Source organism: Streptomyces sp. NK15101 (assembly GCF_020400725.1).
Lineage (GTDB): Bacteria > Actinomycetota > Actinomycetes > Streptomycetales > Streptomycetaceae > Streptomyces.
Genome location: NZ_JAINVG010000076.1, coordinates 1 through 26409, shown reverse-complemented (window position 1 = coordinate 26409; position 26409 = coordinate 1). Strand labels below are relative to the sequence as shown.

Sequence of the window (26409 nt, the reverse complement as noted above, 5' to 3'; positions counted from 1 at the left end):
GTGCGGGGAGAATCGTCCAGCGAACAGTCGTCCGGGGCGTGGAGAGGTGACCGACGATGACGGGACAGACGGACCGGCCACACGACACGGGCGACGACCCGGACCGCACCGCCAGTGCCGACGGCACCGGCGGCACCGGTGGTACGGGCGGCCTGGACGGAGCCCGCCGGGCCAGTGGACCGGGCGGCGCCAATGGTCCGGACGGCGCCGGCGGGGGGTTCGCCGAGCGGAGGGCCACCTTCGACCTGTGGAGGGCGACCGCCTCCCGCTACGCCCTCCTTCCGCTGCGGATCTTCCTCGGTGTCACCTTCGTCTACGCCGGACTCGACAAGCTCACCGACGCCGCCTTCTTCGCCGACGCGGGCAGCGGTTCCATCGGCGAGATGATGCGCGGCGTCCGCGACAGCTCCGCGATCCCCGCCCTCGTCGACCTCGCCCTCAAGAACCCGGCCGGCTTCGGATACGCCATCGCCTTCGGCGAGCTCGCCGTCGGACTCGGGACCCTCTTCGGTTTCTTCGCCCGACCGGCGGCGCTCGGCGGCGCGCTGATCTCGCTGAGCCTCTGGCTGACCGTGAGCTGGCAGGTGAGCCCGTACTACCTCGGCAACGACCTGGCCTATCTGATGTCCTGGCTCCCGCTGCTGCTGGCCGGGGCCCCGGTGCTCTCGCTGGACCGGCTCCTCGCCGAACGACGCCGTATTCGATAGGCGACCCAGGTCGCGAGGGCGGCGGTGCCGAGGCCGCCGCAGAGGACGGGGACCACCGCGTACCACGGGGTCGTCCAGGCGTCGGCGGCGTCGCCCGCGTAGGCCGCGGCCAGGGCGAGGGCGGTCAGGCCGACGAGCAGCCGGCCGGGGCGGAACTCATGAAGCAGCACGGGTGACCTCCACCTGTCCGACTCCGGCCTCCAGCGAGAGGTCCAGGGTGCCCGCCGGGACGGTCCCGGCCGACGGCATGAGCGTCCGGGTCACGTCACGACCCGGCGCGATGTCGATGTCGCCGGCGGGCGCGCCCGGCAGCTGCAGATCGCCCAGGCCCACCTCGGCGTGCAGCTTCACCACCGCGCCCTTCGGGACGATCACCTCGAGCCGCCCGGCGCCCACGCTGGCCCGCGTCGCCACCGTCGTCCCGGCCGGGAGCGGGAGCCGGGACAGGTCGAGCGTGCCGACCCCGGTTCCCAGCCCGTAGTCCGGCTGCACGGCGGCGACGGTGGCGGGCCGCCACGTCTCGCGGACCCACTCCGTGGTGATCCGTTCCGGCAGCGCCGAGGCAAGTGCCAGCAGGCCCGCAGTGATCACGGTGAGGAAGACCGTGCCGAACCCGGTCCGTCCGAGGAAGCTGCTGACGACGAGGCCGAGGCCGAACACCGTGAGCGCGGCCGCCAGACCGATCTGCAGACTGGTGCCCAGCGGGTGGGTGTCCCATGCCAGGCCCGTGCCGAGACCGCCCGCGAGCAGGGCGAGCAGGAAGACGAGTCCCCCGATGGAGAGCGGGCTCCGGCGGACGGAGGGCGCCGGGCGCCCGGGCGCCGCCGGGCCGGGGCCCCACTGACTTCCGGGCTTGGGCACCTCGCCGTTCACCCGGCCGTCCTCGTCCAGGATTCCGTGCGGACCCCACAGGTAGCCGACGGCGATCTTGCCCGTCGAGCCGTCCTTGACGATCGGATCCTTCCACCAGGAAGGGGACTCGTAGATCGGCGGGGCCTTGGTCTCGGGCGGTGCCTCGGCGACGGTGAGGACGGTCGCCGTGTCCGGTCTGCCCTCGGTCTCGCCGCCGACCCGCCGCCGCTGCGACCAGACCGCCGCCCCGCACACCGCGAGCGACAGCATGAGAGTGAAGCCCAGCATCTGCCCGCTGTGCAGGGTCGACAGGAAGATCCCGCAGCCGATCAGCGCCATCAGCAGGGCCGCCAGGGAGGCCCCGGACACCCGGCCCGTCAGCAGTCCGCGCCCTTCGCTCTCCTCTTCGCCCACGAGCGGGACCAGCAGCCACGCGAAGCCGTAGAACACCAGCCCCAGGCCGCCCGTCACCGACAGCACGCCGATCACCACCCGGAAGATCACCGGGTCCAGGTCGTAGCGCCGCCCGAGACCTCCGCAGACGCCGCCCACGACGTTGCTTCCGCGCGAGCGCCGGAGCGGCGGGGCGGGATCGGCCTCCGTCGGCGGCGGGGCCTCGTGCTGCGAGGGCATCGAACTCGTCATGCCTCCATGGTGACGGCCCGTGACGTCCCGCGGCACCGGGGCCGACCCTGGCCCGACCCTGATATTCGCGGGGCCTTCGCCCCCGAGTCCGTACCAGGGACGATCTCAGGGCCGACCCTGATGTCCGGGACGGGCCTCACGTGTGACGATCGGTGCATGTCCGCAACCGCCCGTGTCACCGAGACCGACGAACCACCCGTGCGCAGGCTCTACCGGAGCGCCGACGGGCGGTGGCTCGGCGGTGTCGCGCGGGGCCTCGCGGGCCACCTCGGTCTGCCCGTCGTCTGGGTGCGCGCGCTCTTCGTGGTGCTGTCGTTCTCGAACGGCCTGGGCATCGTGCTCTACGCGGTCTTCTGGATCGTCGTCCCGCTCGGCGTCGGCGGAAGGTCCGCCCCGCGCCCCCTCTTCGAGACCACCTCGGACGGGCGCCGCAGACTGCGCAAGCCCGACCGGGGCCAGGTCGTCGCCCTGATCGCGCTCGGCATCGGCCTGGCGGCCCTCGTCGGGAACGTCAGCGTCGACAACGAGACCGGACGCTACATATGGCCGCTGATCCTCATCGCCGCCGGCGTCGCCCTCGTCTGGAGACAGGCGGACAACGCCCGTCGGGCCAGCTGGACCGATCCCGGGCGCCGCAAGCGCGCGTTCCAGATCGTCCGCGGCCTCGTCGGCGTCGGCCTCGTCGGCACCGGCCTGGCGGTTTTCGTGGTGGTCCGCGGCTCCGTCGCCCAGCTCGGCACGGCCGTCACCGCCGCCGTCGCCGTCCTCACCGGCATAGCGCTCCTCGCCGGCCCCTGGCTGGTCCGCATGTCGCAGGACCTCAACGACGAGCGGACCCTGCGCATCCGCGCCCAGGAGCGCGCCGAGGTCGCGGCCCACGTCCACGACTCCGTGCTGCACACCCTGACCCTGATCCAGCGCAACGCCGACGACGCCGGCGAGGTGCGACGGCTCGCCCGCGCGCAGGAGCGCGAGCTGCGGAACTGGCTCTACAAGCCCGAGGGCACCGGCAGGGACGAGGAGCCCGAGACCCTCGCGGAGGCGGTGAAGAGAGCGGCGGCCGAGGTCGAGGACAAGCACGGGGTCCCGCTGGAGGTGGTCGTCGTCGGCGATTGCCCGCTCGACGAGAAGCTGGCCGCGCAGATGCAGGCCGCGCGCGAGGCGATGGTCAACGCCGCCAAGTACGGTGGCGAGGGCGGGGCCGTGCAGGTGTACGCCGAGGTGGAGGGCCGTACGGTCTTCGTCTCGGTGAGGGACCGGGGACCGGGTTTCGACCTGGATTCGGTGCCCGAGGACCGGATGGGCGTACGAGAATCGATCATCGGTCGTATGCAGCGCAACGGCGGTACGGCCCGGCTGCGGTCACCGCAGGGCGGGGGCACCGAAGTGGAGCTCGAGATGGAGAGGGCGGACGGATGAGCGACGAGACCGGAGCGACGACCGGAACCGATGCGGGGGCGCCGGGCACGAAGCGCCGGGTGCGGGTGGTGCTCGTCGACGATCACCGCATGTTCCGCACCGGGGTCCAGGCCGAGATCGGCCGGACCGAGGTCACCGGCGTCGAGGTGGTCGGCGAGGCCGCCGACGTCGACCAGGCGGTCACGGTCATCACCGCCACCCGTCCCGAGGTGGTCCTCCTCGACGTGCACCTGCCGGGCGGCGGCGGGGTCGAGGTGCTGCGGCGCTGCGCGAGCCTGATGGGCGCGCACGAGGACCCGGTCCGTTTTCTGGCCCTGTCGGTCTCGGACGCGGCCGAGGACGTCATCGGGGTGATCCGGGGCGGTGCCCGCGGCTATGTCACCAAGACGATCACCGGCACCGACCTGGTCGACTCGATCTTCCGCGTCCAGGAGGGCGACGCCGTCTTCTCGCCGCGGCTCGCCGGCTTCGTCCTGGACGCCTTCGCCTCGACGGACGCGCCCCCGGTGGACGAGGACCTCGACCGGCTCACCCAGCGGGAGCGCGAGGTGCTGCGGCTGATCGCCCGGGGATACGCGTACAAGGAGATCGCCAAGCAGCTCTACATCTCGGTGAAGACGGTCGAGTCGCACGTCTCGGCGGTGCTGCGGAAGCTCCAGCTCTCCAACCGCCACGAGCTGACCCGCTGGGCCACCGCCCGCCGTCTGGTCTGAGCGGGGTCCAGGTCCAGGTCCGGCCTGTTCCGACAGCCAGGCCCTAGCCGACCCGGGTCGCCCCGGCGAAGGGCATCTCGTCGATGGGGGCGATCCGCACCGGGGCGCCCGGCCGGGGGGCGTGGATCATCTGGCCGCCGCCGATGTAGAGCCCGACGTGGCTGATCCCGGAGTAGAAGAAGACCAGGTCGCCGGGGGCGAGCTGGGAGCGGGAGACCCGCCGGCCGGCGTTGATCTGGGTGTACGTCGTGCGGGGCAGGGAGACGCCGGCCGCGCGCCAGGCCGCCTGGGTGAGACCGGAGCAGTCGTAGGCGGAGGGGCCCGTCGCTCCCCACACGTACGGCTTGCCGAGCTGGGCGCGGGCGAAGGAGACGGCCTCGGCGGCCCGTCCGTTCGGGGCGGTCACCGGCTCGCGCTCGCCGTCGGAGGAGCGGTCGGCCCGTACCGTCGGGGATGCGCCGGCCGTGCCCGTACCGCTCGGGCCGTCGGTCCGTGTCGAGGCGCCGGAGCCGTCCCGGGCCTCGGCGGCCGCCTCGTACCGTGCGCGTTCCTCCTCGGTCAGCCGGGCGAGCAGCGCCCTGGCCTCCGCCAGCTTGCCGACCACGGCCGCCTTCTGCCGCCGCAGCTCCGCCTCGTGCCCGCGCAGCGCGGTCAGCTTTCCCGCCGACTCGCCGCGCAGCTGCCGGATCGCGGCGAGTTCGCGCCGTACGGCCGTGACGGCGGCCGCCTGCCGGTCCCCGGCCTTCTCGGCGAGCGCGGCCCGCTCCAGGTACTGGTCGGGGTCGGAGGTGAGGGCGAGCCGGACCGCGGGGTCGAGCCCTCCGGAGCGGTACTGGGCGGTGGCCATGGCCCCGAGCGCGTCCCGGGCGGTGTTGAGCCGCTCGGTCCTGCGGGCGGCCTCGTCGCGCAGCCGGTCGAAGGCGGCGCGCGCCTCGTCGGCCTTCTCCTTCGCCCCGTTGTACCGCTCCGTCGCGACCTCGGCCTCCTCGTAGAGCCGGTCGACCTTCGCCTTGACCTGGGCGGTGGTGGGTCGGGGGTCCGCGTGTCCGGACCCTTCGAAGAGCGTCGCCGTCGCCGCGGAGGCGAGGGCGAGGGTGGCGGCGGTGCGGACCGCCGACGTGCCGAGGGGGGACTGTCTGGACTTCCGGTGCGCTGCCACGAGGGCGGGTCACATCCTCTTCCCTGGGGGACGGTGCCCGCCGGGCCGGCGGCGGGCCGCACAGGGGAGACGGACCGCCGCCGGGTTTTCTCGGCGGGGGTGACCGACAGCCGCCGGAACACCGGCGGTGGTGGGGAGCCGGTCACCTGGTGGAGGACGCTAAACCGGGGGTCACGGCCGGACGGGGAGTTGACCGCTATTGACGTCAGTTGACGTGTCGGGGACCGATCCCTTTCGCGCGGAGTGAGGTGCCGGGACCATTCCGGCGACCGTCCGACCGAAGCGGCGAGGAGAGTGGACCCGGCCGGAGAGCAGTGCTAGGGCGCCGGTTAGGCTCCGCCCCATGGACGTACTCATCAATGTCTTCGTCGCCCTGCACATCATCGGTATCGCCTCCCTCCTCGGCGGTTTCCTCACCCAGACGAAGGCGATGAGCGCGGGTACGGCCCGCTTCGGCCCCGCGATGCTGCACGGCGCGCTGACGATGCTGATCACCGGCGTCGCGCTCGTCGGCCTCAACCAGGCCGACGACCACACCGTGAACAACCTCAAGATCGGCATCAAGCTGGCGATCCTCGTCGTGATCCTCGGCCTCGTCTACGTCAAGCGGGACGAGGAGAGGGTCGACAAGGGCCTCTTCGCCGCGGTCGGCGGCCTGACCACGGCGAACATCTTCATCGCCACCCTCTGGGTGTGACCCCTTCCACAGCCTCCGTCCCGAAGGCGGGCCCGGATGTCCGCGGGGCGTCCTAGACTCGTGAGGCGATGAGCAGCCTCTTTGACGACAGCTTCCTGGCCGGCCTCCAGAACCACTCGGAGGAGCCCCCGCCGCCCCCCGAGGACGACGAGCACGGCTCCCCGGTCACGGAGGAGGTCCCCCACGACCTCTTCGGGGAGCACTTCGACGCGCCTCCGCCCGCCCGGGAGACGCACTACCGCGACGGCCACCCCCGGCCCGTCGTGGACGCCGCCGCGCTCCTGGAGGGGCTGAACGAGCAGCAGCGCGCCGCCGTCGTCCACACGGACACCCCGCTGCTCATCGTCGCCGGCGCCGGCTCCGGCAAGACCCGGGTCCTCACCCACCGCATCGCCCACCTCCTGGCCACCCGGCACGTCCACCCCGGCCAGATACTGGCGATCACCTTCACGAACAAGGCCGCCGGCGAGATGAAGGAGCGCGTCGAGCAGCTCGTCGGACCGCGGGCCAACGCGATGTGGGTCATGACCTTCCACAGCGCCTGCGTCCGCATCCTGCGCCGCGAGTCGAAGAAGCTCGGCTTCACCTCCTCCTTCTCGATCTACGACGCCGCCGACTCCAAGCGGCTGATGTCGCTGGTCTGCCGGGACCTGGACCTCGACCCGAAGAAGTTCCCGCCGAAGTCGTTCAGCGCCAAGATCTCGAACCTGAAGAACGAGCTGATCGACGAGGAGACCTTCGCCGACCAGGCCGCCGACGGCTTCGAGAAGACGCTCGCCGAGGCGTACCGGATGTACCAGGCGCGGCTGCGCGAGGCCAACGCCCTGGACTTCGACGACATCATCATGACGACGGTCCACCTGCTCCAGGCGTTCCCCGACGTCGCCGAGCACTACCGGCGCCGCTTCCGCCACGTGCTCGTCGACGAGTACCAGGACACCAACCACGCCCAGTACACGCTGGTGCGCGAGCTCGTCGGCACCGGCTACGAGGACCTCGGTCCCGCCGAGCTGTGCGTCGTCGGCGACGCCGACCAGTCGATCTACGCCTTCCGCGGCGCGACCATCCGCAACATCCTCCAGTTCGAGGAGGACTACCCGGACGCGACGACGATCCTCCTGGAGCAGAACTACCGCTCCACCCAGACGATCCTCTCCGCCGCCAACGCCGTCATCGAGCGCAACGAGTCCCGCCGCCCCAAGAACCTGTGGACGAACGCGGGCGCGGGCGCGCAGATCACCGGTTACGTCGCCGACACCGAGCACGACGAGGCCCAGTTCGTCGCCGACGAGATCGACCGGCTCACCGACGCGGGCGAGGCCAAGGCCGGGGACGTCGCCGTCTTCTACCGGACCAACGCCCAGTCGCGTGTCTTCGAAGAGATCTTCATCCGCGTCGGCCTGCCCTACAAGGTCGTCGGCGGCGTGCGCTTCTACGAGCGCAAGGAGGTCCGGGACGTCCTCGCGTACCTGCGCGTCCTCGCCAACCCCGAGGACAACGTCCCGTTGCGCCGCATCCTCAACGTCCCCAAGCGCGGCATCGGCGAGCGCGCCGAGGCGATGATCGACGCCCTGTCCCTGCGCGAGAGGATCACCTTCCCGCAGGCCCTCAGGCGGGTCGACGAGGCGTACGGCATGGCCGCCCGCTCGGCGAACGCCGTGAAGCGGTTCAACGCCCTCATGGACGAGCTGCGCACCGTCGTCGAGTCGGGCGCCGGCCCCGCCGTCGTCCTGGAGGCCGTCCTCGAGCGGACCGGTTATCTGGCCGAGCTCCAGGCCTCGACCGACCCGCAGGACGAGACCCGCATCGAGAACCTCCAAGAACTCGCCGCCGTCGCCCTCGAGTTCGAGCAGGAGCGCGGCGAGGAGCCCGCGACCCTCGCCGAGTTCCTGGAGCAGGTCGCCCTCGTCGCCGACTCCGACCAGATCCCCGACGAGGACGAGGAGGGCCGGGGCGTCATCACCCTGATGACCCTGCACACCGCCAAGGGCCTGGAGTTCCCGGTGGTGTTCCTCACCGGCATGGAGGACGGCGTCTTCCCGCACATGCGCGCCCTCGGGCAGACGAAGGAGCTGGAGGAGGAGCGGCGCCTGGCGTACGTGGGCATCACGCGCGCGCGCGAGCGGCTCTACCTCACCCGCTCGTCGATGCGCAGCGCCTGGGGCCAGCCCTCGTACAACCCGGCCTCGCGCTTCCTGGAGGAGATCCCGCCCGCGTACCTGGAGTGGAAGCGGACCGGTCCGATGGCCAAGTCCGCCGGGCCGACCGCGGGGATCACCTCCTCGCTCTCGTCCTCCCGCTCGCGCTCCGGCCCCTCGGGCTTCGCCACCCGGCGCGCCGGCGAGAAGCCGGTCATCTCCCTCCACGTCGGCGACCGGGTCACGCACGACCAGTTCGGACTCGGCACGGTCATGGCGGTGACCGGTGTGGGTGCGGACGCCCAGGCGACGATCGACTTCGGCGACGAGAAGCCGAAGCGGCTGCTCCTGCGGTACGCGCCGGTCGAGAAGCTGTAGCGAGGCGGTACGAGATGGGCCCCGGCGCATCTGCCGGGGCCCTTCTCGTGGGTGCTTCTCGTGGGCGCTTCGCCAGGCGCTTCCCGTACGGGAGGCTCAGCTGGTCGGGTCGAGGCCGTGCTTGAGCAGCCAGGCCAGCGGGTCGATCGCGGAGCCGCCGCCCGGCCGGACCTCGAAGTGGAGGTGCGGGCCGGTGGAGTTGCCGGAGTTGCCCGAGTAGGCGATGACGTCTCCGGCCTTGACGTAACCCGAGCGGATCTTGGTGCTGCTCAGGTGGCAGTACCAGGTCTCGGTGCCGTCGGGGGAGGTCACGATCGCCATGTTGCCGTAGGCGCTGTTCCACTGCGTGCGGACGGTGCCGTCGGTCGCGGCCATGACGGGGGTGCCGTACTGGACGGGGAAGTCGATGCCCGTGTGCACCGACATCCAGTTGACGCCCGACTGGCCGAAGCGCGCGCTGAGCTGGTGGAGCTTCACCGGCAGCAGGTACTTGGGGCGCATCGCCTCCTTGCGGGCCGCCTCCTCCTCGCGCTTCTTCTTCTCGGCCGCCTGGCGGGCGCGGAGGTCGATGCGCTCCTGGGTGCGGCTGGCGCGGTCGCCGAAGTCGCGGGCGTCGGCGCTGAGCGCGGCGAGCTGGGTGTCGAGCGCGCTGTTGGCGGCGACCTGCTTGACCGAGGCCGGGTCGGCGGCGGCCAGCGAGGTCGTCTCGTCCTTCTGTCCGCCGGTCGTGTCGGAGCCGGTGAGGCCGCTGACGGAGGCGGCGGCGATGCCGGCGACTCCCATGACGCACGCGGAGGGGACGGCGACGGTCAGCAGCGCGGACCGCTTGGCGGGGGTACGGCGACGGCCGCGGCTGCCGCCGGAGGAGCGGCGCACGGAGCGGCCGGCGAGGGGCGACTCGGTACGGAGCTCGACGGCCGGCCCGTCGGTCGGCCCGTCCTGGTCGTAGGCGTCGTCCTCGTCGTCCTCGCCGTCGAGGGCCTCCGGAGCTCCGGCGTCGGCCTCGGCCGGGTCGTAGGTCTCGTCGGCCTCGTACACCGGGTAGGTCTCGTCGGCCTCGTCGGAGCCAGGTCCCTGCTGCCCCTCGTGCCCCTCGTGCACCTCGTGTCCTTCGTGATCCGCGGGGACGTACTCGAAGGCGAACTCGGCCGTGTGCTCGACCTGCGGGGTGTACTGGTGGGGCACGACCGGCTCGGGCTCCGGGGCCGCGTGGTTCCACGCGGTCGCGTCGAAGGCGCCGGTCTCGGTCGCGAAGGCGGGGGCGGCCCACTGGCCGGTGGCGTCGTAGGCCTCGTAGCCGTACGCGCCCTGGGCGGCGTACGTGCCGGCGTGGGCGGTCTCGTACTGGCCGGTGTGCTGGGCCTCGGTCCAGGCGGAGGCGTCCCACTGCCCGGTGGTGTCGTACTGCGTCGCGGCGGTCCCGTACGCGCCGGTGGCCTCGTAGGAGCCGGTGGCGTTCCACTGGCCCGTGGTGTCCCACTGGCCGGTCGTGTCGTACTGCCCGGTCGTGTCGTACTGCCCGGTGGTGTCGTACTGCCCCGTCGTCGCGTACGTGCCGGTGGCCGAGTACTGGCCGAGGTCCCACTGGCCGCTGTGGTCGGCCTGACCGCCGGGGTAGGCGCCGAACAGCGGGTCGATGGCGAAACTGCCGGTGGTGTGGGCGCCGTCTCCGACGTACCCGGCGTGGGGGTGCTGGTCGTTCACCAACGTCTCTCTCGCCTCGGCAGCAGGACCAGTCCGGGGCGGGCCCGTGAGGGGTGTCCCGGGGGTAAGCAGTGGCGCGACTGTACCCGGCGGTACGCGCGGCGGACAATCTTCGGAGGGGTTTGGGCCCGCAGGAAACGGGCAATCGGCCGCGTTTTGCCAGCTGGGGTGCAGAGCTTTGGCCTTGTGTTCGATGAACGTTCGAAGAACGGTGTCGTGCGGTCAGGCGACGGAGGTGGTGCCGGACCCCTCCGTCCGTGCCCCGACGGCCACCGGACCGCCCGCGTCGAGGGCCTCCCGGACCCCGGCGGCCACCGTCGGATGCACGGGCAGCGCGAGGTGGCCGATGCCGCTCACCCGCACGTTGTGCACGAGCAGGTCGGGGTGGTCGATCCGGGCCGTCTCCACCGGCACCATCACCTGGTCCAGATCGCTCCAGAAGCTCACGAACCGGGTCCGGCAGCCCGGTGCGGGCCCGGCGAGCTCCCGCAAGACCTCCGAACCCGGCCGCATCTGCCGCACCAGCGGATGCGCGTCGGCGAGCGGGGCCACCGTCGTGCCCGCGTGCGGGGTGCCGAGCGTGACCAGGGTGCGCACCCGGCTGTCGCCGCCCAGTCGCTGCACGTAATAGCGGGCGATCAGCCCGCCCAGACTGTGCCCGACGATGTCGACCTCGGCGTGTCCGGTGCGGGCGCGGACCTCGTCCACCCGCCGGCCCAGCACCTCGGCGGCGGCCCGCAGGTCGCAGGTGAGCGGAGAGTAGTTGAGCGATTCGACGCGGTCACGGCCGTTCCGGAGGAGGGAACGGCGGAGCATGACGAAGACCGACCGGTTGTCGACGAAGCCGTGCAGGAGGATCACCGGCCGGTTGCCCGGGGCGATCGTCGTGGGCGGCGGGGCGGGGGAGAGCCGCTCCGCGATCATCCCCGACGGGTAGAGGACGAGATGACCGGTGAGGATCGCGACTTCCAGCGCGGTGGCCTTCATGAGGGCGGTGACCTTGGCGAGCTCCATGGCCGGCCTCCCGAACGGCACGCGGGGCCGAACGGTACGCCGGTCCGCCGTGCACCGCCCGCCGGGACGGCGGCGCGGGCGCGGTGACCTCGTCACGGCTCCCTTTGCGACCGGCCCCGCTCGCGGCTGGTGGGCCCAGGAGGAGGGCCCGAAAGCGGGGACGGCGCAGAGCGAACATGTCCCATGTGTGATTTCCCCCTCCGGCGCCGTCGCGAAACGGCCCGGTGCGGGATGCTGGGGATAACGTTCGTTCACCTCCCCGGCCGTCGGGCGCGGGGGTCGCATGTGGAGGCAGTGATGGGTGTGAGCGGTCCGATCCGTGTGGTCGTCGCCAAGCCGGGTCTCGACGGCCACGATCGCGGAGCCAAGGTGATCGCGAGGGCGCTGCGCGACGCGGGCATGGAGGTCATCTACACCGGGCTCCACCAGACGCCCGAGCAGATCGTCGACACCGCCATCCAGGAGGACGCCGACGCGATCGGCCTCTCGATCCTCTCCGGAGCGCACAACACGCTGTTCGTGAAGGTCCTGGAGCTCCTCAAGGACCGCGACGCGGAGGACATCAAGGTCTTCGGCGGCGGCATCATCCCCGACGCGGACATCCCGCCGCTCAAGGAGAAGGGCGTGGCGGAGATCTTCACGCCGGGCGCGACGACCGCGTCCATCGTCGAGTGGGTGAACGCGAACGTCCGCGCCGCCGCGTAGTCCGCTGCGCGGCGCGCACGCGCCTTCCCCGGCAGGGCCCTCCCCCACTCGGGGGGCCCTGCCGGCGTCGGGGCCCGCGCCGGCCGGGCCGGCACCTCAGGAGCCGGACGGCGGTGCGGGGTCGGGGGGTGGTGCGGCGGCGGGCGGCATGAGTTCGGCGTGCATCGCGGCGCGGAGGCGGAGCGTGGAGACCAGGCGCTGAAAGGCCTCCGACCAGTAGTCGCCCGCGCCGGGGGAGCTGTCCTCCGCCTCGTCCGGACGGGCCGTCAGGAACTCCAGTCGGCGCGCCGCCCCGGGGGCGAGGCAGCGCTCCGCCAGGCCCATCACCCCGCTGAAGCTCCACGGGTAACTGCCCGCCTCGCGCGCGATGTCGAGCGCGTCGATCACCGCGGCGCCGAGCGGCTCCGCCCACGGGACGGCGCAGACGCCGAGCAGCTGGAACGCCTCCGACAGCCCGTGCGCCGCGATGAACGAGGCGACCCAGCGCGCCCGCTCCTCCACGGGCAGCGTCGACAGCAGCTGGGCGCGCTCGGCCAGGGACGAGGTGCCGGGGCCCGTCGCGGGCGGGACGGCGGGGGATCCGAGCAGCGCGCGCGACCACGCCGGGTCCCGCTGTCGCACGGCGGCCCGGCACCAGGCGGCGTGCAGTTCGCCCTGCCAGTCGTCGGCGACCGGCAGGGCCACGATCTCCTCCGGGCCGCGCCCGCCGAACCTGGCCGGCCAGGAGTGCAGCGGCGTCGCCTCGACGAGCTGGCCGAGCCACCAGGAACGCTCGCCCCGGCCCGCCGGAGGCGTCGCCACCAGGCCGTCCCGCTGCATCGCCGCGTCGCACTCGTGCGGGGCCTCGACGGCGATCGTCGGCGTCGGGGCCGTCCGGTCCAGGCCGACGCAGGTGGCGGCCCGGGCCGCCATCCGGCCGGCGAGGGCGGAGGCCGGCAGGGCGGAGAGCAGCTCGGCGGCAGTGGCCCGGACGTTGCGGCTTCGGTCGTCGAGGGCCTTCTCCAGGAACTCCTCGTCGGCGTCGGAGAGCCCGGCCCGCAGCGAGTCCAGGAACATCAGCCGGTCCTCCGCCCGCTCGGTGGACCAGGTCGAGGCGAGCAGCGCGCGGCCGGCGGCCGGGTCCTCGGCCCGTACGGCGGCGAGCAGGGCGACCCGCTCGGCGAACAGGCCCTCGTCCCACAGCGCGCCGACCCCCTCGGCGTCCTTCGGGGACGGGAGCCGGCCGGCCGCGCCCCGGCCCCGGAGGGCGAACCTCCACTCGGGGTTGAGCCGGGCCAGCCACGCACCGCGCGGACCGGCCAGACGCAGAGCCTGGGGGCGCAGATCGGTGCGGGCCCTGGCCGCGTCGAGCAGCGCGGGCAGGGCGGCGGGCGGCGCCTTGTAGCCGTGCCGGTCGGCGAGGACCAGCCACTGGGGGAGCAGCTCGGCCAGGTCGGGGGCGGCCCCGCGCCGCCCGGTGGGCGAGGGTGCGGCCCGGCCGGCCAGCAGCTGGTCGAGGCGGAGCCGGGCGGCCTCGGGCAGCGGCGCACGCGGATCCTCGGGCGCGGGCTCCGGCAGGGGCGCGGCGGGCCCGGGCCGCAGCCCCGCCCTGCGCCGTACGGTGTGCAGCGCGGCGGCGTCGAGCAGCGCCCCCGGCAGGTCCCGGGCCGCGGCGGAGTCCGCGAGCGCGGCGGGAGGCCGCCGGTCCGTCCCCAGCATCGCCGAGCTGACGAGCTCCTCCCAGAGCCGGGCGGACGCGTCGGCGGTCGTTCCCACCGCGTGGGCGGCGGAGGTGGTCGCGGTCGTGTCCATCGGGCTCCTCCGGTGGGTCGGTGCGCGGTGGCCGGGCGTCATGTGAGGGGGACCGTCTCGCCCGGGGTCTCCGGCGACCAGGCGGCGAGCGGCGTGAACCCCCGGTGCCCGACCTCTCCGAAGACGGTCACCGGGGCGCCGCCGGACAGGGCGACCAGGCGCCAGAGGCCGGGCCGGGACTGGGCGGCGGGCGTCAGGGGCAGTGCCTCGCGGCCGTCGGCGTCGGCGAGCTGCCAGCCGTACTCCGCTGGCGCCGGCACGACCTGATCCAGCGTCACGGGCCAGGAGTCCAGCCACGGGTCCTCGCACAGCGCGCGGCCGTACGCGTCGAGCGCCGCGCCGACCGGTCCGCCCGCCGGCGGGGCGACGGGGCCCGCGACCGGCACGAACCGCTCGCCCGGCTCCGCCCGCACCTGGCCCGAGCCGGTGTGCGGCGTCAACTCGCCGTCGAGGAGCGCGCCCACGGGGAGCGCGAGCTGCGGCGCCCGGCCCGCCGCGCCGAAGGAGAGCAGGAGCGCGGTGCGCCCGGTCGTCGTGCCGTGCAGCCAGATCCGCCGGGTCGTCAGCCGGGCGTCGGCCGCGTCGTACTGTGCGAGGACCAGCCAGCGGTCGCGCACCGGGACGCCGTCGGCCGGGGCGGTGAGACCCACCCGGGTCCGTACCGTCGTCGCGAACGGGGCGGGCAGCCGGTCCGCCGCCAGCCACGCCCGGTCGAGGAGGTGCGTCAGCGCGCACTCCTCCAGGAGCCGCACCGGCCAGCCAGGCCCCGAGCCCGGTATCGCCCCCAGCTCCCGGACCCGTCCGGCCAGCCCCGGCGCCTGGGCGTCGACCATGCGGGCCGCCGTCTCCTCCCACAGCCCGTACCCCGTCTGTCCCGCCGCCGCCAGGCCGCCGCGCAGCAGGTCGGCGAGCCGCTGCTCCAACTCCCGCGCGCCCGAGGTGATCCGGGCCGCCCTGCGCTCGGCCCGGCGCCGCGCCGCCTCCGGATCCGCCGTCGCCGCCGGCGTCCCGTCCCCGGTCCGCGGCCCCGCGCTCGCGGGCCGGCCGCGCCGCGCGGTGAGCCACCGCGCGGCCCAGTCGGGCGCGGGGCGGTCCTCGGCGGCGATCCCGTCCGCCGCCCGGAGCAGCAGCAGGCCCAGCGCGTGCTTGCAGGGGAACTTCCGGCTGGGGCAACCGCAGGAGTACGCGGGCCCCGTGAGGTCGACGACCGTCCGGTACGGCGTGCTCCCGCCGCCCTCGCACAGGCCCCAGACGGCGTCGTCGCCGCAGCCCGTCTCCGACCAGGGCCCGGCCGTGCCGAGCTTGCTCCCCGCTCTGCGCGACGCTTCGTCAGGAGCCAGCGCAAGCACCTGTTCCGCCGTCCAGCGCACCCCCATGGCATTCATGCCGTCGAAGGTAGAGGCCGCCACTGACAACGCCCCTGGCCTGGCGGTTCCGGGCGAGGGGCCGAAGGGCGGATGATTTGACTTTACCCTCCCTTTACGATTCCCTGCGGCGACCGACGAACCGCACCACGCCGCCCAGGGGGACCCCATGAAGCGCACCGCCCGCACCGCCGTCTCGGCCCTCGCCGTCGCCGGCCTCGCCCTCGGCCTCGGGGCCTGCTCCGAGGCCGCCGAGAAGGCCGTCGACCAGGTCGACAAGTCCGTGAACGAGACCTACGAGGTCACGTACGAGGTCAGCGGCAAGAACATCGAGTCGATCGACTACCACGCCGGTGGCGGCACCGCGATGGAGCCGAAGGTCGAGTCCGAGAAGAAGCCCGCCACGCCGTGGAAGAAGACGGTGACGCTGAAGGGCATCATGCCGCCGGCCGTCATGCCGGTCTCGCTCGACCCCGCCGACCTCACCTGCAAGGTCATCCACAACGGCAAGGTCATCAAGGAGGCCAAGGCCGAGGAGGCGATGGCGGGCGGCTGCGTCGCCGTCTCCCCGATCGTCGGCTGACCCTCCCTCACCCCTCCAACCGGCCCTGAGCAGCGGTGACATCCGATTGTCAGTGGCATGGTGCACGGTGGATCGCACAGCAGGTCGAACGATCTGGAGGGGGATCCATGCCCGTGCCCGAGACCATCGCGAAGCCCGGTTCCGGTGTCGAGACGGACACCGGACCGGGACGGCCGCAGACCGCCGCCGAGGCCCTGCGGCCGCACGCGGAGCACGCCTTCGCCCACGAACTCATGGCCCTCGCCGCCGCCGACGACCGGCCCCGGCCCGCCCGCTGGCGCCTCTCCCCGTGGGCCGTCGCCACCTACCTCCTCGGCGGCACGCTCCCCGACGGCACCGTCATCACGCCCAAGTACGTCGGGCCGCGCCGCATCGTGGAAGTCGCCGTCACCACGCTCGCCACCGACCGGGCGCTGCTCCTGCTCGGCGTCCCCGGCACCGCCAAGACCTGGGTCTCCGAGCACCTCGCCGCCGCCGTCAGCGGCGACTCCACCCTCCTCGTCCAGGGCACCGCCGGCACGCCCGAGGAGGCCATCCGGTACGGCTGGAACTACGCGCGGCTCCTCGCCCACGGCCCCAGCGGGGACGCCCTCGTCCCCAGCCCCGTGATGCGCGCGATGTCCCAGGGCATGACCGCCCGGGTCGAGGAGCTCACCCGCATCCCCCCGGACGTGCAGGACACGCTCATCACGATCCTGTCCGAGAAGACCCTGCCCGTCCCCGAACTGGGCCAGGAGGTGCAGGCCGTCCCCGGCTTCAATCTGATAGCCACCGCCAACGACCGCGACCGGGGCGTCAACGAGCTCTCCAGCGCCCTGCGCCGCCGCTTCAACACCGTCGTGCTTCCGCTGCCCGCCACCCCCGAGGCGGAGGTCGACATCGTCGCCCGCCGGGTCGAGCAGCTCGGCCGCTCCCTGGAACTGCCCGCCCTGCCCGACGGAGCGGACGAGATCCGCCGGGTCGTCACCGTCTTCCGCGAGCTGCGGGACGGGGTCACCACCGACGGCCGGACCAGGGTCAAGTCCCCCTCGGGGACGCTCTCCACGGCCGAGGCGATCTCCGTCGTCACCGGAGGCCTCGCCCTCGCCGCCCACTTCGGCGACGGCGTCCTGCGCCCCGGCGACATCGCCGCCGGCATCCTCGGCGCGGTCGTCCGCGACCCGGCGGCCGACCGGGTCGTCTGGCAGGAGTACCTGGAAACGGTGGTGAGGGAGAGAGACGGCTGGAAGGACTTCTACCGCGCCTGCCGCGAGGTGAGCGCATGACGACGGCCACGGCCCCGCAGGCCTCCCGCCCGTCGGACCCGTCCCGGGACGCGGGCCGAGCGTCGGGCGCGCCCCCGGCCTCCGGCGCTCCTGGGGCCGGGCGCCCGGACATGCCGCCCGCCTCCGGTGCGTCCCCGGCCCCGGGCGCCGGCTCCCGCCCCGGCGGGGCCGGCGGGCGGTGGCGCGAGCCCCTGCTGCTCGGGGTGCGGCATCACGGGCCCGGGTCCGCGCGGGGGGTGCGGGCGGCGCTGGAGGCGGCGCGGCCCGCCGCGGTGCTCGTCGAGGGGCCCGCGGAGGCCGACGCCCTCGTGGAGCTCGCCGCGGACCCGGACATGCGCCCGCCCGTCGCGCTGCTCGCCCACGCGGTGGACGACCCCGGCCGGGCCGCGTTCTGGCCGATGGCCGAGTTCTCGCCCGAGTGGGTCGCGATCCGCTGGGCCCTCGACCACGGCGCCGCCGTCCGCTTCGTCGACCTGCCCGCCGCCCACGCCCTCGCCGCCGCCGACCCCACCTGGAGGGACGAGGAGGAGGTCACGGGCGGAGGCCCGCGGATCGACCCGGTCGCCGAACTCGCCGGGGCCGCCGGGTACGAGGACGCCGAGCGCTGGTGGGAGGACGCCGTCGAGCTGCGCGGCGACGGCGACCCCACCGCTCCCTTCGAGGTCCTCGCCGAGGCCATGGGCGCCCTCCGCGAGACGTACGGACACGGCGGCCACCCCCGCGACCTGGTCCGCGAGGCGCACATGCGGCTCCGGCTGCGCGCCGCCCGCAAGGAGTTCGGGGACTCCGTCGCCGTCGTCTGCGGCGCCTGGCACGTGCCCGCCCTCACCCGCAGGACCACCGTCGCCGCCGACAAGGCCCTCCTCAAGGGCCTGCCCCGGGTGAAGGCCGAGCTGACCTGGGTCCCCTGGACCCACCGCAGACTCGCCCGCCGCTCCGGCTACGGCGCCGGAATCGACGCCCCCGGCTGGTACGGACACCTCTTCGCCGCCCCCGACCGGCCCGTCGAGCGCTGGATGACGAAGGTCGCCGGGCTCCTCAGGGCCGAGGACCACCCCGTCTCCGCCGCCCACGTCATCGAGGCCGTCCGGCTCGCCGAGACGCTCGCCGCCCTGCGCGGCCGCCCGCACCCCGGCCTCGACGAGACGACCGACGCCGTCCGCGCCGTCCTCTGCGAGGGCTCCGACGTGCCGCTCGACCTCGTCCGCGACCGCCTCGTCGTCGGCGACGTCCTCGGCGAGGTCCCGGCCGCCGCCCCCGCCGTCCCCCTCCAACGCGATCTGACCCGCCGCCAGCGCACCCTGCGCCTCAAGCCCGAGGCGCAGGAACGAGAGCTCGGACTCGACCTCCGCAAGGAGACCGACGGTGAGCGCAGCCGTCTGCTGCACCGGCTGCGCCTCCTGGGCGTCCACTGGGGCGAGCCGGCCGCCGGACGGGCCGGCACCGGCACATTCCGGGAGACCTGGCGGCTGCGCTGGGAGCCCGAGCTGCACGTCCAGGTCGCCGAGGCCGGCGGCTGGGGGACCACCGTCGAGGCCGCCGCCACCGCCAGGGCCGAGGCCCGTGCCCTCGCCGCGACCACCCTCGGCGACATCACCGCCCTCGCCGAGCAGTGCCTCCTCGCCGGGCTCACGGACGCGCTGCCGGTCGTCATGCGGGCGCTCGCCGACCGGGCCGCGCTCGACACCGACGTCGCCCACCTCGCCGAGGCCCTCCCGGCCCTGGCCCGCGCCCTGCGCTACGGCGACGTCCGCGGCACCGGCACGGCGGCCCTCGGCGAGGTCGCCGCCGGGCTCGCCGAACGGATCTGCGTCGGCCTGCCGCCCGCCTGCGCCGGACTCGACACGGACGCCGCCGCGCAGATGCGGGACCGGCTCGACGCCGTCCACACGGCGATCGGCCTCCTCCCGGACCGCCCCGACCTCGTCGACCACTGGGCCGGGGTGCTGCGCCGGCTCGCCGACCGCGACCGGACACCGGGCGTCCTGCGGGGGCGGGCCGCCCGGCTGCTGCTCGACGAGGGCCGGATCGCCGACGGCGAGGCCGCCCTGATCATGAGCCGTGCCCTCTCGCCCGGCACCCCGCCGGCCGACGCCGCCGCCTGGATCGACGGCTTCGTCGGCGGGGCCTCCGGCGGCGGACTGCTCCTCGTCCACGACGAGCGGCTCCTCGGACTGGTCGACGCCTGGCTGACGTCCGTCCCGGCCGGGGCGTTCACCGACGTCCTTCCGCTGCTGCGGCGCACCTTCTCCGGTTACGAGCAGGGCGTGCGCCGCACCCTCGGGGAGCTGGTCGCGCGGGGACCCCGTTCCGGCGGCCCGGGACCCTCCGCGCCCGGCGTGCCCGGCTTCGCCCCGACCTCCGACCCCGAGCGGGCGGACGCCGTACTGCCACTGCTCCACCTCATCCTCGGAACGGAGGCCCCCGCATGACCGGCACCGGCCCCGCCATCACCCACGGCCCCGCCATCACCCACGACCCCGCCGCCACCCACGGCCCCGTCACCACCCACGCCGACGCGGCCGCCACCGATCCCGCGGCCACCCGCGAAGGCACGCCCGCCACCAGCACCACGCTCACCGACGACGAGCGGCTGCGGCGCTGGCGGATGGTGCTGGGCGGTGGGGAGGCCGACGGCACCGGCCGGGCGCTCACCGGCGCCGACGCCGCCTTGGACGGAGCCCTCGCCGCGCTCTACGACCGCCCGGGCGAGAGCGGCCCCCGCACCGGCCGGGACCGCTCCGCGGGGCTCGGGGCGTCCGCGCCCTCCGTCGCCCGCTGGCTCGGCGACATTCGCACGTACTTCCCGAGCTCCGTCGTCCAGGTCATGCAGCGCGACGCCATCGACCGGCTCGGGCTCGCCACCCTCCTCCTGGAGCCGGAGATGCTGGCGGCCGTCGAGGCCGACGTGCACCTCGTCGGCACCCTGCTCTCCCTCGGCAAGGCGATGCCCGAGACGACCCGGGAGACCGCCCGGGCCGTCGTCCGCAAGGTCGTCGACGACCTGGAGAAGCGCCTCGCCGCCCGGACCCGCACCACCCTCACCGGCGCGCTCGACCGCTCCGCCCGGATCAGCCGCCCCCGCCACCGGGACATCGACTGGGACCGCACGATCCGCGCCAACCTCAAGCACTACCTGCCCGAGCACCGCACGGTCGTCCCCGAGCGGCTCGTCGGCCACGGGCGCTCCTCCCGGGCGGTCAGGAAGGAGGTCGTGCTCTGCGTCGACCAGTCGGGCTCCATGGCCGCCTCCGTCGTCCACGCCGCCGTCTTCGGGGCGGTGCTCGCCTCGATGCGGACGCTCTCGACCCGCCTCGTCGTCTTCGACACCTCCGTCGTCGACCTGACCGAACAGCTCGACGACCCGGTCGACGTCCTCTTCGGCACCCGGCTCGGCGGCGGCACCGACATCAACCGCGCCCTCGCCTACTGCCAGTCGAGGATCACCCGCCCCGCCGACACCGTCGTCGTCCTCGTCAGCGACCTCTACGAGGGAGGCATCCGGGACGAGATGCTGAAGCGGGTCGCGGCCATGAAGGCCTCCGGCGTCCAGTTCGTCGCCCTGCTCGCGCTCTCCGACGAGGGCGCCCCCGCCTACGACCGGGACCACGCGGCGGCGCTCGCCGCGCTCGGCGCCCCGGCCTTCGCCTGCACCCCCGACCTGTTCCCGGAGATCATGGCGGCCGCCCTGGAGAAGCGCCCGCTCCCGATACCCGGGGGCTGAGGGGTGCGGAATCCGTCGCCGCGGGGCCACCCACACGGGCGCGCGCGACCCGACTGAGGTCCATATCACACTCGTGGCGGAGCGGCCCTCACCCTGAGCGACGGCGCGTCGTGAGCACCCCGAAGGCCGGTCCCCGCCTGCCACGAGGGGTCTCCGGGCCCGTCCCGACACCCCTACGGACAGCCCTCCGGCCCGTACGTTCTGTGACCCGTATCACCGCTCTGGTGTGACCTGCGATTTAGGGACCCACGGCCCACGGGGATAACCTGCGAGACGGACATGCCGCGTCCACGGACTCCGTGCACGCCTCCCTTGTGACAGCGCAGTCACGTTGCCCTCCGCGGCACGCCCACGCAGACAACGAACCGCGATCATCAGAAAAGGGACGGACGCGCGTGGACCTGTTCGAGTACCAGGCGAGGGACCTCTTCGCCAAGCACGGTGTACCGGTGCTGGCCGGTGAAGTCATCGACACGCCTGAGGCGGCGCGCGAGGCCACCGAGCGTCTTGGCGGCAAGTCGGTCGTCAAGGCGCAGGTGAAGGTCGGTGGCCGCGGCAAGGCCGGCGGCGTCAAGCTGGCCGCCACCCCGGACGAGGCCGTCGCCCGCGCGACGGACATCCTCGGGATGGACATCAAGGGCCACACGGTCCACAAGGTGATGATCGCGGAGACCGCTCCGGAGATCGTCGAGGAGTACTACGTCTCGTACCTCCTCGACCGCACCAACCGCACCTTCCTCGCCATGGCGTCCGTCGCCGGTGGCATGGACATCGAGGAGGTCGCCGCGACGACCCCCGAGAAGCTCGCGAAGGTGCCGGTCGACGCCAACAAGGGCGTCGACATCGAGAAGGCCCGCGAGATCGTCGCCCAGGCGCAGTTCCCGGCCGAGGTCGCCGAGCAGGTCGCCGAGGTCCTCGTGACCCTGTGGAAGACCTTCGTCGCCGAGGACGCCCTCCTCGTCGAGGTCAACCCGCTGGCCAAGGTCGCCTCCGGCGAGGTCATCGCCCTCGACGGCAAGGTCTCCCTGGACGCCAACGCCGACTTCCGCCAGCCGGAGCACGAGGCCCTCGAGGACAAGGCCGCAGCCAACCCGCTCGAGGCTGCCGCCAAGGCCAAGGGCCTCAACTACGTCAAGCTCGACGGCCAGGTCGGCATCATCGGCAACGGCGCGGGCCTGGTCATGTCGACGCTGGACGTCGTCGCGTACGCCGGTGAGAACCACGGCGGCGTGAAGCCGGCCAACTTCCTCGACATCGGCGGCGGCGCCTCCGCCGAGGTCATGGCGAACGGCCTGGAGATCATCCTCGGCGACCCGGACGTCAAGTCCGTGTTCGTCAACGTCTTCGGTGGCATCACCGCCTGTGACGAGGTCGCCAACGGCATCGTGCAGGCCCTGGAGCTCCTCGCCTCGAAGGGCGAAGAGGTCACCAAGCCGCTGGTCGTCCGTCTCGACGGCAACAACGCGGAGCTGGGTCGCAAGATCCTGTCGGACGCCAACCACCCGCTCGTGCAGCGCGTGGACACCATGGACGGCGCGGCCGACAAGGCCGCCGAGCTCGCGGCTGCGAAGTAAGGGACAGGGGAAACCACAGCCATGGCTATCTTCCTCAACAAGGACAGCAAGGTCATCGTCCAGGGCATGACCGGTGCCACGGGCATGAAGCACACCAAGCTCATGCTCGGTGACGGCACCAACATCGTCGGCGGCGTGAACCCGCGCAAGGCCGGCACCAAGGTCGACTTCGACGGCACCGAGGTCCCGGTCTTCGGCACCGTCGCCGAGGCCATGAAGGAGACCGGCGCCAACGTCTCGGTCCTCTTCGTCCCGCCGGCCTTCGCGAAGGCCGCGGTCGTCGAGGCGATCGACGCCGAGATCCCGCTCGCCGTCGTCATCACCGAGGGCATCGCCGTCCACGACTCGGCCGCGTTCTACGCGTACGCCGTCGAGAAGGGCAACAAGACCCGCCTCATCGGCCCGAACTGCCCCGGTCTCATCACCCCGGGCCAGTCCAACGCCGGCATCATCCCGGGCGACATCACGAAGCCGGGCCGCATCGGCCTGGTCTCGAAGTCCGGCACGCTGACGTACCAGATGATGTACGAGCTCCGTGACCTCGGCTTCTCCTCCGCCGTCGGCATCGGTGGCGACCCGGTCATCGGCACCACGCACATCGACGCCCTCGCGGCGTTCGAGGCGGACCCCGACACCGACCTGATCGTCATGATCGGCGAGATCGGCGGCGACGCCGAGGAGCGCGCGGCCGACTTCATCAAGGCCAACGTCACCAAGCCGGTCGTCGGCTACGTCGCGGGCTTCACCGCGCCCGAGGGCAAGACCATGGGCCACGCCGGCGCCATCGTCTCCGGCTCCTCCGGCACCGCCCAGGCGAAGAAGGAGGCCCTCGAGGCCGCCGGCGTCAAGGTCGGCAAGACGCCGACCGAGACCGCCAAGCTGGCGCGCGCCATCCTCGCGGGCTGAACAGGCTGATACGCACAGCGGCCTGACAGGCAGCACGCGAGCGGGCCCCGCCCCTCCCGGAAGACCGGGAGGGGCGGGGCCCGCTTCGTGTCCGGACGGCTGGAGCGCGGCCGGCGGATCGGGGCGGACAGGCCTCAGCCGACCGACAGGCCTTAACCGACCGACAGGCCCTAGCCGACCGCCGGGACCAGCCGCTCCGGGCCCGGGTTGGGCTCGGAGCGCAGCTTGTCGCGGAGCTCCAGGTCCTCCGGGCCGAGCTTCTGCGGGCCGCCGCGCAGGGGCACCCCGTTGACGGTCTCGCCGGGGGCGTTCACCGGGATGTAGCGGGTCGGTGCGGTCGCCGCCGTGAAGCCGGTCACCGCGACGAGGACCGCCGTCACCCCGAGCACCGCCCGCGTCCAGCTGCGGATCCGGCGCTCGCTGCCCGTCCGGACCGCGCGGGCGGGCAGCAGCGCCGCCGTCGGCGCCTCCGCGACCAGCGCGCTCAGCTGCCGGTGCAGGGCCTCCGGCTCGGCGAGTTCGGGGATCCGCTCGCCGAGGACCGTCCGGGCGTGCAGCAGCCGGTTGGCGGCGGCGGGCGTGCTCGCCTCCGTCTCGGCCGCCGTCTCCGGCAGGTCCAGGCCGAGCCCGTCGTAGAGCAGGACGGTACGGCGGTACGACGGCGGCAGTTCGAGGAGCGCGCCGAGCAGTGTCCGGCGGTTCGCCTCGTTCGGCGGGGCGTCGGGGTGGCGGTGGGCGCGCCGGAACCGGTGCCAGGGGGAGAGGGCGTACTCGTACGCCGTCGCCCGCACCCAGCCCACCGGGTCCGGGTCCCGAGCGACCTCGGGCCAGTGCGCCCATGCGTGGTGGAAGGCGTGCTCGACGGCCTCCCGGGAGAGCCGGCGGCGCCCCGTGAGCAGGTACGTCTGGTGGGCGAGGCCGGGCGCCGCGTACGCGTACAGCGCGTCGAAGGCCTCCTCGGGGGTGAGGGCCGGCGGCCCGGCGGGGGCGGCCGGTTCCGTGGGGGCGGCCGGTTCTCCGGGGGCCTCCGCCGCCGGTTTCAGCCGCTCCGGCGGCTTCGGAGGGCCTTTGCGGGCGGGGGCCGACGAGATGGCCGGGACCGGGGACGGGGCCCGCGGCGGCTTGGCGGCCCGCTTGACGGCGGCCCTCGGCCGCACGTTGCCCGAAGCCGACGGCTGCGGCTGCTGTTGCTGGGGGTGTGCCTGTGCCTGCGACCAGGCCGGTTGGGCGTGGGCCCGGACCGACTGGGCCTGTGCCTGCGACCGGCCTCCGCGCGCCTCGGCCTGGGCCTCCGTCCGGGCCGCCTGCGCCTGCGACCGGGCCGGCCGGGCCTCGGTCTCCGCCCAGGTCTCCGGCTCCGCCCGGGTCTCCGCCTCCGTCGGCGTCCCGGGCTCTGCCGGGGGACGCGTGAGGGCGGTGGGCCGGGGCGCGGCCGGGAGCGGGTGCTCCGGCCCGGGCGCGGCGAGCAGCTTCGCGTACGCCTCGCGCTTGCGGCCCCGGGGCGCCGAGCGCCCGGTCTCCCATGACCTCACCGTGGCCTTCGTGACGCCCATGGCCTCGGCGACCTGCTCCTCGCTCATGGCGAGGGCCTCACGCAGCCTGCGCCGCTCCTTGGGGGCAGGCAGGGGGACGGAGGATGCGGAATCCGCGGTGCTCCGGCTCATCGGTGTCGACCTCCCGCAGCGCTGCTATGGGCGGAAAAGTACATAAACGTATATTGAGCGACACAACGGAGGTTTGCCTGTTACGCGGGGAAAGCGCGTGTCGTTGGCAGCATGACCCCGTGACCCATGTGACCGAGCACCCCCTGGTCCAGGGCGGCCGTTCCGCCGCGCTCGCCACCGCCTGCGTCCGGGGCGGGGTCGCCGCCGGACTCGGCCTCGGCGCCCTCGCGGTCCTGGTGATCGCGGCCTGGATCAGCTCCCCGTACCCCGACAGCGGTCCCGTCGGCGCCCTGCACGTCGCCGCCGGGATCTGGCTGCTCGCCCACGGCGTGGACCTGATCCGCACGGACACCCTGTCCGGCCTGCCCGCCCCCCTCGGCATCGCCCCGCTGCTGCTCGTCGCCCTGCCCGTCTGGCTCGTGCACCGGACCGCCCGCGACACCCTCGACCCCGGGGACGACGGGAGCAGGCCGCGCCCCTCGCCGGGCGGCGCCGTCGCCGCCGTCGCCGGGGGGTACCTGCTGGTGGCGGCCGCCGTCGTGATCTACAGCGAGAGCGGCCCGCTGCCCGCCGACCTCGTCACGGCCGGCCTCTGGCTGCCCGCAGTCGTCACCGGCGCGGCGGGCGCGGGCGTCTGGACGGCGCTCGGCCGCCCGCTGCCCGGGCAGCGGGCGGCGGCCGCCCTGCGCGCCGCCGGGCTCGGGACGCTGACGCTGCTCGGCGGCGGCGCGGTGGCCGCGGCCGTCTCGCTCGCCTGGCACGCGGGCCGGGCGCAGGCCTCGTTCGAAGGACTCGCGGGGGAGTGGTCCGGTCGGGTGACGGTCCTGCTGCTCGTCCTGGCGCTGCTGCCGAACGCGGCCGTCTGGGGAGCCGCGTACGGGCTCGGGCCCGGCTTCGCCCTCGGCACGGGAGCACTCGCGACCCCCCTGGGGCTCGTCGGCGATCCGGCCGTGCCGCCCTTCCCGCTCCTGGCGGCGCTGCCCGCCGGGGGGCGCGGCACCTGGGTCCACTGGGCGGCCGCCGCGGTCCCGCTGGCCGCCGCGGTGCTCCAGGGCCACCGCGTGGGCCGCGCCTCCCGGGCCTGGGCGGCCCGGGAGGCGGCCCTGACGGCGTTCGGCGCGGCCGGGGCGTGCGGGGCGGCCGTCGCCGCCCTGGCGGCCGCCGCGGGCGGCCCGCTCGGCACCGGCCGGCTCTCGGCGTTCGGCCCCGTGTGGTGGCAGGCGGGCGTGGCGGCGGTGCTGTGGGGAGCCTGCGCGGGGATCCCGGTGGCGCTCGGGGTACGGGCCTGGGGCCGCCGGGTCCCGCGCTCCAGGAGGCCCCGGCCCTCGGCCGTGCCCGTGCCGGCGCCCGTCGCGGCGGGCGGCCCCCTGGTGCCATCAGCAGCACGCGGGCCGAGGCGCTGACCCG

21 protein-coding genes are annotated in these 26409 nt (G+C 74.3%); 13 read left to right on the top strand and 8 right to left on the bottom strand.

The features are described from left to right. The first annotated feature begins 56 nt into the window (after nt 1-56). Nucleotides 57-707 (top strand): DoxX family protein, encoded by a 651-nt coding sequence (locus tag K7G60_RS30080; protein ID WP_374115710.1) that lies wholly within the window; start codon nt 57-59, stop codon nt 705-707. Here K7G60_RS30080 and K7G60_RS30075 read toward each other — a convergent pair. Both K7G60_RS30075 and K7G60_RS30070 read right to left on the bottom strand, forming a co-directional pair. Further along, nucleotides 617-877 (bottom strand): hypothetical protein, encoded by a 261-nt coding sequence (locus tag K7G60_RS30075; protein WP_225804125.1) that lies wholly within the window; start codon nt 875-877, stop codon nt 617-619. The genes K7G60_RS30080 and K7G60_RS30075 overlap by 91 nt on opposite strands. Next, the gene (locus K7G60_RS30070; RefSeq protein ID WP_225804124.1) at nt 864-2204 is read right to left on the bottom strand and encodes a PspC domain-containing protein; all 1341 of its coding nucleotides are present in this window, start codon (nt 2202-2204) and stop codon (nt 864-866) included. Before K7G60_RS30070 ends, K7G60_RS30075 begins: the two co-directional genes overlap by 14 nt. A gap of 156 nt (nt 2205-2360) precedes the next feature. On the opposite strand from K7G60_RS30070, the gene K7G60_RS30065 reads away from it, so the two are divergent. Both K7G60_RS30065 and K7G60_RS30060 read left to right on the top strand, forming a co-directional pair. After that, nucleotides 2361-3623: an ATP-binding protein gene (locus K7G60_RS30065; protein WP_225804123.1), complete on the top strand. Its 1263-nt coding sequence runs from the start codon at nt 2361-2363 to the stop codon at nt 3621-3623. Then, a complete protein-coding gene (locus tag K7G60_RS30060) occupies nt 3620-4336 on the top strand; it encodes a response regulator transcription factor (RefSeq protein ID WP_225804122.1) in 717 nt (238 codons plus the stop codon). Before K7G60_RS30065 ends, K7G60_RS30060 begins: the two co-directional genes overlap by 4 nt. A 43-nt stretch (nt 4337-4379) precedes the next feature. On the opposite strand, the gene K7G60_RS30055 is transcribed toward K7G60_RS30060, so the two are convergent. After that, the gene (locus K7G60_RS30055) at nt 4380-5495 is read right to left on the bottom strand and encodes a C40 family peptidase (RefSeq protein WP_225804121.1); all 1116 of its coding nucleotides are present in this window, start codon (nt 5493-5495) and stop codon (nt 4380-4382) included. A gap of 343 nt (nt 5496-5838) precedes the next feature. Between K7G60_RS30055 and K7G60_RS30050 the strand changes: the two genes are divergently transcribed. Next, nucleotides 5839-6192: a hypothetical protein gene (locus K7G60_RS30050; RefSeq protein ID WP_225804120.1), complete on the top strand. Its 354-nt coding sequence runs from the start codon at nt 5839-5841 to the stop codon at nt 6190-6192. 68 nt (nt 6193-6260) lie between these two features. Continuing rightward, the gene (gene pcrA / locus K7G60_RS30045) at nt 6261-8708 is read left to right on the top strand and encodes a DNA helicase PcrA (RefSeq protein ID WP_225804119.1); all 2448 of its coding nucleotides are present in this window, start codon (nt 6261-6263) and stop codon (nt 8706-8708) included. A 96-nt stretch (nt 8709-8804) separates the two neighbouring features. Here the strand turns inward: pcrA and K7G60_RS30040 are convergent, their stop codons facing one another. Continuing rightward, nucleotides 8805-10412, bottom strand: a complete 1608-nt coding sequence (locus tag K7G60_RS30040) for a M23 family metallopeptidase (RefSeq protein WP_225804118.1) — start codon at nt 10410-10412, stop codon at nt 8805-8807. 222 nt (nt 10413-10634) lie between these two features. Next, on the bottom strand, nt 10635-11426 hold the full coding sequence (locus tag K7G60_RS30035) for an alpha/beta fold hydrolase (protein ID WP_225804117.1): 792 nt from the start codon (nt 11424-11426) through the stop codon (nt 10635-10637). A 297-nt stretch (nt 11427-11723) separates the two neighbouring features. On the opposite strand from K7G60_RS30035, the gene K7G60_RS30030 reads away from it, so the two are divergent. After that, nucleotides 11724-12131, top strand: a complete 408-nt coding sequence (locus K7G60_RS30030; protein ID WP_225804116.1) for a cobalamin B12-binding domain-containing protein — start codon at nt 11724-11726, stop codon at nt 12129-12131. Between the two features lie 96 nt (nt 12132-12227). On the opposite strand, the gene K7G60_RS30025 is transcribed toward K7G60_RS30030, so the two are convergent. Next, on the bottom strand, nt 12228-13922 hold the full coding sequence (locus K7G60_RS30025) for a DUF5691 domain-containing protein (RefSeq protein WP_225804115.1): 1695 nt from the start codon (nt 13920-13922) through the stop codon (nt 12228-12230). Between the two features lie 38 nt (nt 13923-13960). Further along, nucleotides 13961-15307 (bottom strand): SWIM zinc finger family protein, encoded by a 1347-nt coding sequence (locus K7G60_RS30020; protein ID WP_225804114.1) that lies wholly within the window; start codon nt 15305-15307, stop codon nt 13961-13963. Between the two features lie 148 nt (nt 15308-15455). On the opposite strand from K7G60_RS30020, the gene K7G60_RS30015 reads away from it, so the two are divergent. From K7G60_RS30015 to sucD, 6 genes are all read left to right on the top strand, one after another. Beyond that, entirely contained in the window at nt 15456-15869 is a 414-nt protein-coding gene (locus K7G60_RS30015) for a hypothetical protein (RefSeq protein WP_225804113.1), read from the top strand. A 107-nt stretch (nt 15870-15976) separates the two neighbouring features. Then, entirely contained in the window at nt 15977-17134 is a 1158-nt protein-coding gene (locus tag K7G60_RS30010) for an AAA family ATPase (protein WP_225804112.1), read from the top strand. Nucleotides 17135-17244: 110 nt separating this feature from the next. Continuing rightward, nucleotides 17245-19566, top strand: coding sequence for a DUF5682 family protein (locus tag K7G60_RS30005; RefSeq protein ID WP_374115711.1), 2322 nt, complete (start codon nt 17245-17247; stop codon nt 19564-19566). A gap of 176 nt (nt 19567-19742) precedes the next feature. After that, the gene (locus K7G60_RS30000; RefSeq protein WP_225804133.1) at nt 19743-20858 is read left to right on the top strand and encodes a VWA domain-containing protein; all 1116 of its coding nucleotides are present in this window, start codon (nt 19743-19745) and stop codon (nt 20856-20858) included. 395 nt (nt 20859-21253) lie between these two features. Then, complete coding sequence (gene sucC / locus K7G60_RS29995; protein ID WP_225804110.1) at nt 21254-22432, top strand: ADP-forming succinate--CoA ligase subunit beta; 1179 nt, start codon at nt 21254-21256, stop codon at nt 22430-22432. Between the two features lie 21 nt (nt 22433-22453). Beyond that, nucleotides 22454-23338 (top strand): succinate--CoA ligase subunit alpha, encoded by an 885-nt coding sequence (sucD, locus tag K7G60_RS29990; protein ID WP_086823933.1) that lies wholly within the window; start codon nt 22454-22456, stop codon nt 23336-23338. Between the two features lie 170 nt (nt 23339-23508). On the opposite strand, the gene K7G60_RS29985 is transcribed toward sucD, so the two are convergent. After that, the gene (locus tag K7G60_RS29985) at nt 23509-25002 is read right to left on the bottom strand and encodes a helix-turn-helix domain-containing protein (RefSeq protein ID WP_225804109.1); all 1494 of its coding nucleotides are present in this window, start codon (nt 25000-25002) and stop codon (nt 23509-23511) included. A 119-nt stretch (nt 25003-25121) separates the two neighbouring features. Between K7G60_RS29985 and K7G60_RS29980 the strand changes: the two genes are divergently transcribed. After that, the gene (locus K7G60_RS29980) at nt 25122-26405 is read left to right on the top strand and encodes a DUF6350 family protein (RefSeq protein WP_225804108.1); all 1284 of its coding nucleotides are present in this window, start codon (nt 25122-25124) and stop codon (nt 26403-26405) included. Nucleotides 26406-26409 lie beyond the last annotated feature (4 nt).